The following is a 10,773-nucleotide window of genomic DNA, read 5'->3' as shown; positions in this document are numbered from 1 at the left end:
GCATGGCTGTACATCGTGATCCTGACCGTGGGATACATGATCAGCCGTGGGCTGGCCAAGTCCGGCAGCCGCGACTCCTACGACGAGGACTCCTCCGCCGCGCAGGCCCGTCACCTCTGAGCCGCCCTGCACATCCCTCGCGGTATCCGCAGGCCCTTGTCGGCTCCAAGGCGGTACACGGCCCGCGCTCTCAACGGGCGGCCGCAAATATTGAGCGAGGCGGATACGTGCACACAAGAGCCCCGGACCGTGCGGTCCGGGGCTCTTTTGCGTCACACGGGGTCGAGGTGCGTAGGACGCCCGAGGTCACTGTCGGGTCCCACGGAAGGGACCCGCCATTTGAGGCAACGCGCGGCGAACTGCGGGCCCCTCTCGCATACCGGAGGCGGCCGCCCCCAATTTGCCTGGCGGCCGCCGCGGGGATTACGCGGTGGCCGTGTTCTGGCTGCTGGTGTGCGCCAGGAGGGCGTGGGCGGCGGTGGGGTGGGCGGGCAGCAGGGGGCTGAGGCCGGTGAGGTCCAGCAGCCGCGCAAGGCGGTCGGGGACGGCGGCGAGGACCAGGGTGCCATCAGCGGTCTGGGTGCAGCGGAGGATGCCGATCAGGGCGTTGAGGCCGGAGGAGTCGCAGAAGGTGACGGATCCGAGGTCCAGGATCAGGTGGCGGTGGCCTTGTTCGATCAGGGCGAGTGCCTGGGTGCGTAGGTGGGGGGCGGTGTCTATGTCGAGGTATCCGGCGACGTGGGCCAGGGCGAGGTTGCCGTCGGTGTGCTGTGCGGTGAGGCGGAAGTCGGTCACGGGCGGCTCTCCGGCGTCTCGCCGGCGGGGGCGATGGTATGGGCGGTGGCGATCGCGGTGAGGCCGTCCGCGATGTGGGTGAGGGGGACCGACAGCGCTAGCAGGGCGACGTCGTCGCCAGCTCCGTGGGGCATGGCGTTGATGAGGTCGACGGTGTCTTCTATGACCTCCGCCGCACTGACGGGGCCGGTGCGCGCGGCGAGGAAACGGGTCAGGCCCTCTTCTCCGATCATGTCTCCGCCCAGGGTGCGGGCTTCGGTCAGCCCGTCGGTGTAGAGGAGCAGTCCTTCGCCCGGGGCTAGGTGGATGGTCTGGGAGGCGAAGTGTGCGCCATCGACGGCGCCGATGAGCATGCCGCCCGTGGGGTGCACTGCTTCGACTGTCCCGTGGCCGCGCAGGTGGTAGGCCGGGGGGTGCCCGCCGGTGGCCACGGTGATGGTGAATCCTTCCTTCTCGTGCGGTTCGAGGACGCCGAAGACGGCGGTGCAGAACCGGCTGCCGATGGCAGGGTCGAGGAGCAGCGCGGTGTTCAGCGAGGTGAGGACCACGTCGGGGTTCGAGTCGATCAGGGCTGCGGCACGCAGGGTGTAGCGGGTCAGGGAGGTCAGGGCGGCGGCTTCCGGGCCCTTTCCGCACACATCGCCCAGGAAGAACGCCCACCTCGCGCCGTCGAGGGGGAAGACGTCGTAGAAGTCACCGCCCACGTTCTGCGGGGAGGCGGTGGCGTAGTGGCAGGCCAGCTCCAGGCCCGGTACCACCGGCAGTGCCGGCGGCAGCAGGGTGCGCTGGAGGGTGGAGGCGAACGCCTCGATGGCGCTCTTGTCCCGCTCCGCGCGCTGCCGGGCCTCCTCCTGCTCCCGGCGCCGCTCCTGCTCGGTGCGCAGGGCGTTCAGCGCCGCCAGGCGCATCTCCAGCTCGTCGAGCACGATCGCGGCCAGGTCCGCAAGGGTGGCGGTGTCGTCTTCGGTGATGAGGCGGGGTTTGGTGTCGAGGATGTTGACGGTGCCCAGCCGGTGTCCGTCGCCGGTGGTGATCGGCGCGGCGGCGTAGAAGCGGACACCCATCGGCCCAGTGACCAAGCCGTTGTTGAAGGCGATGGGGTCGGTGAGCGTGTCCGGGATCACCAGGGTCTCGTCGGACAAAATCGCCGAGCCGCACAGGCCCGGCTCCCGGCTGATCTCCGTGACGCCTTCCAGGCCGTGGGCGGCCTTGAACCAGATCCGGTCCTCGTCCACGATCGTCACGCTCGCCACCGGCACCTTGAACAGCCGGGCCGCCATCGCCGCGACACGGTCGAACGCACCGTCCGGCGGGGTGTCGAGGATGTCATAGCGGCGCACCGCGTCCATCCGGGCCGCTTCTTGTGCCGCACTGAGCGTCTGCCGGCCCGGCGTGGGCGCCGGGTCGGTCGCGTGTCCCGCTTGCGGCATCGATTGCCTTCCTTGCCGCGCCGGCCTCGGTGGCCGACGACTGTCGCAGCCTAGACCGGCCCCCTGGTCGTCAAGAAACCTGGACCAAACGGGACGGCACAGCACTGCCACCGCCGCCTCCGTCCCTACCGCCGGCTGCCCCACCAGGTTGGACCCTCCTCCGTCACCGCCGCCGGCCCCTCCGGCTCCACCGCCGCCGCCGCCACCGCCACCCCAGGAATACCGGGCGTCGGCCGTTCCAGGATTCTGGAACGGCGCCCGCCCCGGTCAACGGGCCCAGCCGACGCCGAGTTCGGCAAGCGCGGCGAGCTGCGCCGGGTCGAGCTTGCCGCGGCGGGCCTTCTGGTTCCCGATCAAGATCCCGGTGCGGTGCTCGGTCATTAGGGGAGCGGCGGCTGTGGTTGAACCGGGCCCCGGAGTGGAGGGCACCGTGCTCGGCATCCACTCCACTGGTGCGGGCCCGGGCGACGTCGTGAGCACCACCGGTGCCCGTACCGCGGTCGGCCGAGTCCCGGGCCTCAGTCGGTAGGCCTTATTCCGGTTTCCGTGCGCACAGCGGGGCATGCGCGACATGGAAGCCCGCCGGGTGAAAGGAGGAATAGGTGAGTACCGCCGTCCTGGATCATCCCCTGTCCCGTATGAGTCGGCCTGCCACGTCGGCACGCGACGCCGCCCGTGCCTTCCTGGCCGGCGCCGCCCGCCTTCGGGCCCCCGCCAAGGACGGGAGCATGGACGACGTGCTCCTGGTGGTGGCCGAGCTCGTCGCCAACGCGGTCCGGCACACCGACGGCCCGTCTGCGCTGCACCTGGAACTGCTGGACGACTGCGTCGACGTCTGCGTCACCGATCAAAGTCCTAGGCTTCCCCAGCTCCGCACCCCTGTTACGGACGGGACCGGGGGGTGGGGATGGTTCATGATCAAGCGACTCGCCACCCGCATCCACATCAAGCCGATGCCGGAAGGCGGGAAGACCATCTGCGCGGCTCTCCCCTGGTAGCTCCCCCACCTCGCAGGCTGGCGCCTCGCCACTGCACGAAGTGGCGGCTCACCGCCACGAAGGCCGGGGAGATCTGATGCACGAACTGAACGAGACGCTCCGCTCGATCACCGGGGGTATGCACGCCCACTTCACCGGCCCCGGCGTCGCACTGGAGGTCACACTCGGCAGACGGCAGGAGCTCCTCCCGATCCATGAGGCGCACACCATCGGCCCCACCCGGCTCTTCCGCCACGCCGCCGGCACCATCGGCGCCCGCAGCACACCGGGAGACGGTCGGTGCTTCCACTGCGACGGGGTCGGGCACGCCCGAACCCTAATGGGAGCCGGCTGCCGGGCACGCGTGAACGGCACACAGGAAGAACGCCCGCGCTCCGGGCCGCCCTTCCGGGCAGCCCGGAGCGCGGGCGAGCGGAAGGACCTCGGAGGCTCACGCCGGCACGGGCGCCAGCTCCGGGCGCAGCGCCGCGAGCGGAGAGCGCCGGCCCTTCTCCACCGTGCGCAGCTGCTCCCAGGTGACCTCGGGGTGTTCGGCGTGGTGCCGGTCTGGGGCCTCGGAACAAGGACTGGTCGGAGTGCTGCGTCGCACGCGGTGTTCAAGGGCCCGCCCGGTACTGCTGGCGCAGTACCGGCCGGGCCCGTTTCTGCGTTCGGCCGGCTGTCCCGGCCGTCTCTGCAGTCTGGCGCTATCGACTTCTGCACATCACATAGAGGTCCATGGCGATTGGCTCCCAGAGACTTCCGGCCTGGATCCACCAGCCGTCGCGGTCGGCTCCCTCACTCATCAGGCCGGGCCTGGATGCGATGAGTACGGGCTCCTGGCTGTTCGCCGCGGCGCCGCCGCTGGTGACCCGCCGTCCGTTGAGGCAGGTGAGGAACCCTCCTGACGGGGTGTTCTTGCTGACCTTGTAGGTCGTCCACTCATTGTCGGCGATCGGGTCGGCACAGGTCACGGCCCCCGCGACGCCGACCGTGCCGTTCGACCAGACACGGCCGGCCACTGTCCACGCCGTCGGTCCGGAGGCGGTGAAGCCGGACGGGTAGCTCTTGGTGAGAGAGCTTTCGGTGCCCTGGATCTCGGCCCCGCCGCCGAGGGCGGTCTTGCCTGCCGGGCAGGAGACGGTGACGGTCTGGTCGCTCGGCACCTGGACGAGCGGGGCCTGCACGACCTCATAACCCCTGGGCAGGGACGCGCAGACCGCCCAGACGGTCACAGTGGTGGGCTTCCCGCCGAAGTTGCGGGCGTTGGCAACCCATCCCCACGCTCCCGTCTCACCATGGAGGACGGCGGGGAAGCTCCCGACCAGGCCGACCTCGTGGTACATGGCGTTGGGGGCTACCGCCTCCGCGCCGCCGCTGATGGCCCAGTCCCCATCGCGGCACTCCGCGTAGACCGGCTGGAAGTCGTTGACGGTCTTCGTCGCCTTGACGATCGAGACCAGCGCCAGCGGCGGTGCCGGTGTTGTGTCTGCGGCGGCAGGCTGGGCCGGCACCGCCGCGATCATGACCAGTCCGAGCGCGGTGGCGCACCAGCCGATCCGGGAAGCGGCCCGTGACAGGAACTGCTGAAATCTCATGGGACCTCGATCTGTGAAAGCGCGACACAACGCGCAGCGCGATCAAGGTATTGCGGTGCGTGATCAATTGCCTAGCGGGTGTCACTGGTTCCGGTGACACCCGCTCCGCGCAAAGCCCGCGGGTCACGCCGGGATGGCACCGTTGACGGTGCCATCGGCCGGGCGGGGCACGTCGGCATCGGTGGCCCAACTGATGCTTGCACGGGTGGGGCGAAGCGCAGCAGGACGGTCTGGCGGGTCCGCGGCTCCTGATGGTGCCGCGGACGAGGGCGTAGGGCATGACGCAGAAGGCGCCGAGGGAGTGGCGACGATCATGGTGAGGAACAGTCAGTAGGAGAAGCCGTGGCCGTTGGAGGAAGCGAGGAGCCACCCGTAGGTGAGGGTGGCGAGGATGCCGGTGCTGGTGAGTCCGGCCGCCCAGCCCGTCTTGCTCAGCCCGATACCGAGACCGATGAAGGCCCAGAACAGGGCGGGGCCGGCGATGGCCGCGATGGCCAGGAACACGGGGAAGTCGATGTCCCGGCCGCTCATGTAGTCCGTGAGCTCAGGTACCGAGATGAAGGTCATTAAGCCCATGTAGGCGACGGTGATGACAACGAAAGACGGTGGTGAGCACGCGGGCGGTGCGGGTGGCGGGAGGGGCGTTCGTGGCGTCGGTCATGAGGCGGTGGGCTCCTTCTCCTACGGCGGGCAGGGCAGTCGGCCCCACACCGGTATAGCCGACGGGGACCACAGGGGTGCGTGCTTCCCGGCAAGGCTCCCCGGGGCCGGTGACGAACAAGCCACTCGAAGCGGTGACGCGACACCGGCGACCGCAACGCACCCGCTCGGACGTGCAACACCGGCTCTGCAACACGTGAGCACGTTGCACCTCTGACCTGGGAGAACATCGGCCGAAGGCCGGTCTGGGACCCGCGTTGCAGCTCTGTGTTGCACCGCCGTCCGGTGCCGGGGGCAAGACGAAGGTCCTTCTGTGTGGGGCATTCCCCTTGCGGGCGCTGAGCCTGGCCGGTTGTCGGTGGCCCACGGCATCATCGGCAGATGGCCTCCACATCAGCAGTTCCGCCGACCTATCTGGATCGTCTGCGGTCGGACCTGGAAGTGATCGAAGCGGACTTCCTGCAGATCCTGGTGGATTCAGAGATCCAGAACATCGACCCCAACCGCGGCGGCGGCAGCGTGGTGTTCATCGGTGCTGCGCAGTGGGGCTGGGTTCCCAGCGGTCCTGAACTGGAGGCGCGACGTATGGAGCTGCTGGGGCGTGTACGGGAATGGGAGCCCTTGCTGCGGCTTCTGTTCCCTCATCCCACGCCCGAAGTCACAAAGCGCCTGGATGCCAGCCTGGGACTGCTGGCGCGCTGGCTCGAGCGCTCTCGTGACAAGACCGTCCCGGCAACCATCCAGAAGGCCACCGACCGGGTACGGGAATCGGTGGCCACGCTCCAGCAACTCGCCGACCTGCTCCCCGCCGACGCCTGGCCGGTGCGCCTGGTCATCGACACCAACGTGCTGCTGGACGACCCCGATGTCACGGTCTTCACCCCGCTGCTGGGTAAGCGGTACATGGTCCACCTGATGCCGGCCGTGCTCAGAGAACTGGACGATCACAAGCGGGGCGGCCGAAACCCCGATATCAGGGAGGCGGCCAAGAAGGCCGACCGCCGCCTGAAGGACTGCGCACCAACGGAGACATGCGACGCGGTGTCCGGGTCGCCGGAGACGTCCACGCTGTCTTCGAGTATGTCGAGCCCAAGGGCGACGGGCTGCCGAACTGGCTCGACCTGGATATCCCCGATGACCGCCTGGTCGCCTCCACCCTCCTGCTCCAGTCCCGACATCCCGGATCGTCCGTCTATGTCGCCAGCAACGACATCAACCTCCAGACCAAGCTGGCAGCCGTCGGACTTCCCTTCGTCGAAGCCCCTTGAGCGACGAGTATTCCGGCACGGTGCTTGCGCATCGGGGAGTTGCAGGGCAGGTCGCGATCCTCGCCGTGTCGGTGGGGCTCGATAGCCTGGACGTCACTTCGACCATGGAGGCATGATGGCGAACTACTACACGCGGGACGGCAAGCCGCTGCGTAGGACCGGCGATGACGTGCATGACAACAACGGTCGGCACATCGGAAAGATCAAGGGCGACAGGGTGTACGGCCCAAGCGGCCGCTATGTCGCTACGGTCGTGGGAGATCGGCTCGTACACAGGCAGACAGACAGCGCCACCGTCAGCAGCCCTTTCGCTCCCATGCCCTCGGCTGGTCTGGGGGGTGCTGAGATCGGCGGCTCTGGACTGTGGGGGGACGAGCCGACATTCTCCTGAGCGCAACCGCTGGACGAGCCCCCACGGCCAAAGTCCCGGGGCCCTCACGCTCTTCGCTTGACCTCCCCGCTCAACGATGAGCAGGGCAACCTGTCAGACCCAGTCGATGCCCCGTTGCGCGAGGGCGGCGAGCTGGTCGGCGGTGAGCTTGTCGCGCCGGGACTTGGTGTTGGAGACCCACACGCCCAGCTTCACGATCACCGGTGCCGCCTCGCCCTCGACCGCGATCTCTTCGCCGTGGGCGCGGGGCACCGGCCGGTCCGCGCCCTCCCGTTCCACCCACTGCGTGAGCGCCGCCAGGCCCCGCTGGAACGCCTGCTGCGCCTTGCTCGGCCCCTTCGCCCCGCGACTGACCGCAGGAGCGAGAGACGGCGCCTGGTCGGGCTGCACGCCCAGCGTGGTCAGCCGCTCCTGCTGCTCGGGCAGCAGCCGCGCCCATGTGGCCAGCTGTTTCTGCTGCTGGAGCCACCGGCCGATGTCGTCGCCGTCCCACAGCACGCCGGGCCGGATCTCGGGCAGCACGCCTCCCGCCTCGGTGTCGGTGAGGGTGGTGAGGACCCGGCTGCGATGAGCCGCTTTTGTGTCACTGATGGCTGGCAGTGACACGGTGTCAGGTCTGGTGGCTTTCGGTAGGTGAACGCCGTGTCGGCGCTGTGCGCTGACTGACATGAAAGTGGTGTTCGGGGTTGTGGCGCTGACACGAGGTGGTGCTTCTTCTGGTGGAGCTCTGTCATGAGAGCGGTGCTTCGCAGTCTGGTGCAGAGTCCTAGGCTGCTGGTTGGTCTCGGAGCCGGTGGTCGAGTTTGACGCCAACGGGGTTGGCCTGTGCCGGCTGATCTTGCATGGGTCGGGTTGAGCTTGTGCCTTGGTCTGTGCAGGTCGGCGGCGTTCATTCGGTTCGGGCGGGTGCAACCTGGCGGCGGCGTGGCGCGTCTGGAGGGGAATGAGATCAAGATCGGGAGTGTGGGGTGCGGTGTTGGCGTTGGTGCTGGTGTCGACTGGATGTGAGGAGTCGATACCGCCGCTTCCGCCGTTGGATCCGGAGTTCGTGCGCACGATGCGGCCGGTGATCCAGGAGGATCTGGCCGCGACCTTGAACAAGGGTAGTTCCCTTCCAAAGAGCTACGGCGATCATCCGGGGTGGGAGCTCCGCTATTTCTGCGATGTGCGGATCATCGAGGTCACCCCGAGGCCTGCGCAGGGCGTGGACAGCGTCGTGGTGCTCGCCTCCTGCCATGGGTTCGAGCGCGTGGGTACGGACCTGGTGGATGGGGGGTTCGGGGAGCAGGCCCCGTGGCTCGTCGAGCTGGACGGCCCCCGGGTCCATGCGAGCGAAAGCGCCCCGGATGGTGGCGACGAATGGAAGAAGTGGAACAAGCGCTTGTCGAAGCAGGCCAGGGAAGAGGTGGTCCGCCTGCTAGGCGTCAAGTGGGCTGATACCGCCGCCATCGCCCGCCGGCACTTCGGTCTCCCGGCGGATGCGCCTGTGCGATGACGGCTGCGGATTCGCTGTGTGCGCTCGGGGGACAGCCCGAAGACTGAGGCGAGGGGCTTCTCCGCTGTGGGACAGGGCATGCCGGGCATGCCGGGGATCCTCTCAAGGCTCTGCCGTCGGCTCCACACGGTTTCGGCTGCTTACTTTGCCCAGTCCACGCTGAGGTCGGCGAGCGCGGCGAGCTGTCCGGCGTCGAGCCGGTCGCGGCGTTGCTTCTGGTTGACGATCCACACCCCGGTCCGGTGCTCCACCCCGCCGGGGAGCTGCTCGACGTGCCCGCGTCCCGGCCTAGCGTGGCGGCAGCGGTCCGTATTCGATGCTGCCCGATGTCCTCGCGTGCGAGTCCCCACCCATGAACAGCCCCCGCTTTCCACCCGACGCACTGCTACCTGCGTGGATCATGCGGTGGATCCGGTAGGTCTGGGCCTTTGTGAATGGGTGGGGAGGTGGCACTGGTTGGGCGTCAGCCGGGTCGGCATGGTTGTCCCTGGTCTCACGGTGTAGTGATGCTGATCTTGGCTGGCATGGGGTGATCAGGCTGCTGCCATGAGGTGACCAGCACGGTGGTGGTTGGCTGTCGTGGGGTTGCCCATTCCTGTGTGCGGCTGGCTGGCGTGCTTGCCGGTATGGGTGAGGGCGGCCGGTTGGTGCGGGGCTGGTGGTGCGTCGATTGTTGGAGGTGGACCAGGGGCCGGGTTCGGTGTCGTCGCTGCATGTGCGGGTGATGGCGAGGCTGCCGGGGTGACGGTTCGGACGGTGTGGAAGTGGCTGGCGGAGGCGCGTGAGGGCCGGTTGGATCCTGTGCCGCGGCAGGACGGGCTCACGCTGGATGACGAGCAGTGGGCGGTCCTGGCGGAGGTTGGCGGGATCGTCGCGGCGTCGCACAGGCGGCCTACGGCCGACGGTTCATCCTCGCCGGCAAGTGTGCCGTCTTTGGGAACGCTGCATCGTGTGGTGCGCCGGGATCTGCAGGCGGGGCGTGTGCTGGAGGTGGCACGGCCGTCCCGGAACCGGATCGAAGCCAGCCGCTATGACCGGGGCCTTGGCCGAGCTGAAGCTTGAGCGGGCGGGTGAGGGCTTGCCGGTGGTTGACGCGGCCCGCCGGAAGCGGGGACGGGCGAGGACGGCGGGGGGAGCGCCGGTGCGTCGCGGGGTGGGGTGCGGTTATTCGTGCCGGGTGCGCCGCCCACACCCTGACGGCACTCGAACGGACAGGTCGCGACCACCCTGACCAGGAAGTGCTTCGCTAGGCCTTCAGGAAGCTGGGCAGTTGACTCTCCACGCAGTTCTACGGATCTCGACAGAAGGGCGGCCGGCGAGGTAGTGGTGCAACCTTGCGGTTCCAGAGTCAATCCTGACCTAAGAATGAATCATTGGTTGCGCGGGGTAGGTTGTCCATATGGCTGATGCTGCCGACTATGAGAAGTCCATGCCCCCTGGGTCCAGGAACAGGTGACGCGGTACGAGAAGGCCTTGACGGAGATCCGCGTAACGCATGCCGGTAGACAGGTGCCGGAGGTGAAGGCGGCCCTCTTGGCCGCTGGCGAGAGACATGGCCTGCGCATCACCAACGAGGTCGCGCAGGACGTGGCCGAACGCATCGCGCAGCCCCCATCGCCGGCCTGACATGAATGAATGTCACGCTCTTGGGCGCCGCACTGCGCCCACCTCCTGCTCCGGCTGGAAAACCCGTAAGGATGGTCGACAGCAGTCGGGTAGCTTGTACTTGTTGGCGGAGGGGGCAGGTAGCGCAGAGGTCGACGCGCCCCCCTTCAAGGGGGTCTGACGCCGGTTCGAATCCGGTCCTGTCCGCTCCGCCACGTCCACTCCGTAGGCCGGTCGCCGTACGCCCCCTCCTGGCTTTGTAGCCAGCCGCCCGCGGAGCGGGCTGTCCTGGAGGCGGAGCCGGAAGGACCAGGGTGGGGGAGCGGAGCGGACCCACCCAACGGGCCGAAGGCCCGGACCCCGTGAAACGGGGTCACTCAGGCCTGCGAAGCAGCCGTTCGGGGTGGAGCGAAGCGGAACCCCGAACCGTCCGGAGCGCAGCGCAGGATACCGGCCCGAAGGGCCGGCCCCGAGGGCGCGAAGCGCCCTCCCGCTGAGCGAAGCGAAGCGGTTCGTTGGCACAGCGCGCAGCGCTGTGGGACCCGCTCCGCGGG

At 68.7% G+C, this 10,773-nt stretch carries 9 protein-coding genes and 1 pseudogene; 4 read left to right on the top strand and 6 right to left on the bottom strand.

The features are described 5' to 3' along the window. Window positions 1-423 precede the first annotated feature (423 nt). Both AC07FY_RS32810 and AC07FY_RS32805 read right to left on the bottom strand, forming a co-directional pair. The gene (locus AC07FY_RS32810; RefSeq protein ID WP_479014064.1) at window positions 424-795 is read right to left on the bottom strand and encodes an STAS domain-containing protein; all 372 of its coding nucleotides are present in this window, start codon (window positions 793-795) and stop codon (window positions 424-426) included. Further along, complete coding sequence (locus tag AC07FY_RS32805; protein WP_479014061.1) at window positions 792-2,225, bottom strand: PP2C family protein-serine/threonine phosphatase; 1,434 nt, start codon at window positions 2,223-2,225, stop codon at window positions 792-794. Before AC07FY_RS32805 ends, AC07FY_RS32810 begins: the two co-directional genes overlap by 4 nt. 602 nt (window positions 2,226-2,827) lie before the next feature. On the opposite strand from AC07FY_RS32805, the gene AC07FY_RS32800 reads away from it, so the two are divergent. Next, window positions 2,828-3,223 carry an ATP-binding protein gene (locus tag AC07FY_RS32800; RefSeq protein ID WP_479014058.1) on the top strand — a complete coding sequence of 132 codons (396 nt, stop codon included), beginning with the start codon at window positions 2,828-2,830 and terminating at the stop codon, window positions 3,221-3,223. 430 nt (window positions 3,224-3,653) lie between these two features. On the opposite strand, the gene AC07FY_RS32795 is transcribed toward AC07FY_RS32800, so the two are convergent. From AC07FY_RS32795 to AC07FY_RS32785, 3 genes are all read right to left on the bottom strand, one after another. Continuing rightward, the gene (locus AC07FY_RS32795; RefSeq protein ID WP_479014055.1) at window positions 3,654-3,812 is read right to left on the bottom strand and encodes a hypothetical protein; all 159 of its coding nucleotides are present in this window, start codon (window positions 3,810-3,812) and stop codon (window positions 3,654-3,656) included. 97 nt (window positions 3,813-3,909) lie between these two features. Further along, window positions 3,910-4,800 carry a hypothetical protein gene (locus AC07FY_RS32790; RefSeq protein WP_479014053.1) on the bottom strand — a complete coding sequence of 297 codons (891 nt, stop codon included), beginning with the start codon at window positions 4,798-4,800 and terminating at the stop codon, window positions 3,910-3,912. 327 nt (window positions 4,801-5,127) lie between these two features. Continuing rightward, complete coding sequence (locus AC07FY_RS32785; protein ID WP_479014050.1) at window positions 5,128-5,376, bottom strand: hypothetical protein; 249 nt, start codon at window positions 5,374-5,376, stop codon at window positions 5,128-5,130. A 465-nt stretch (window positions 5,377-5,841) separates the two neighbouring features. Here AC07FY_RS32785 and AC07FY_RS32780 point away from each other — a divergent pair, with 465 nt between their 5' ends. Further along, window positions 5,842-6,813 carry a PIN domain-containing protein gene (locus tag AC07FY_RS32780; RefSeq protein WP_479014047.1) on the top strand — a complete coding sequence of 324 codons (972 nt, stop codon included), beginning with the start codon at window positions 5,842-5,844 and terminating at the stop codon, window positions 6,811-6,813. Window positions 6,814-7,212: 399 nt separating this feature from the next. On the opposite strand, the pseudogene AC07FY_RS32775 reads toward AC07FY_RS32780, so the two are convergent. Then, window positions 7,213-7,680, bottom strand: a pseudogene (locus AC07FY_RS32775) (helicase associated domain-containing protein); the annotation flags it as partial. A gap of 505 nt (window positions 7,681-8,185) precedes the next feature. On the opposite strand from AC07FY_RS32775, the gene AC07FY_RS32770 reads away from it, so the two are divergent. Both AC07FY_RS32770 and AC07FY_RS32765 read left to right on the top strand, forming a co-directional pair. Beyond that, complete coding sequence (locus AC07FY_RS32770) at window positions 8,186-8,614, top strand: hypothetical protein (protein WP_479014044.1); 429 nt, start codon at window positions 8,186-8,188, stop codon at window positions 8,612-8,614. Between the two features lie 1,452 nt (window positions 8,615-10,066). After that, the gene (locus AC07FY_RS32765; protein WP_479014041.1) at window positions 10,067-10,240 is read left to right on the top strand and encodes a hypothetical protein; all 174 of its coding nucleotides are present in this window, start codon (window positions 10,067-10,069) and stop codon (window positions 10,238-10,240) included. The last annotated feature ends 533 nt before the right edge of the window (window positions 10,241-10,773 follow it).

This window comes from Streptomyces sp. NPDC045967 (assembly GCF_056430495.1).
The sequence above is the reverse complement of the archived record's forward strand: the minus strand, read 5'-3'. Positions and strand labels throughout refer to the sequence as shown.

Excerpts from the sequence above, each read along its gene's own strand:
- AC07FY_RS32805 (WP_479014061.1), bottom strand. The coding sequence starts at position 2,225 with ATGCCGCAAGCGGGACACGCGACCGACCCGGCGCCCACGCCGGGCCGG.
- AC07FY_RS32780 (WP_479014047.1), top strand. The coding sequence starts at position 5,842 with ATGGCCTCCACATCAGCAGTTCCGCCGACCTATCTGGATCGTCTGCGG.
- AC07FY_RS32790 (WP_479014053.1), bottom strand. The coding sequence starts at position 4,800 with ATGAGATTTCAGCAGTTCCTGTCACGGGCCGCTTCCCGGATCGGCTGG.
- AC07FY_RS32785 (WP_479014050.1), bottom strand. The coding sequence starts at position 5,376 with ATGGGCTTAATGACCTTCATCTCGGTACCTGAGCTCACGGACTACATG.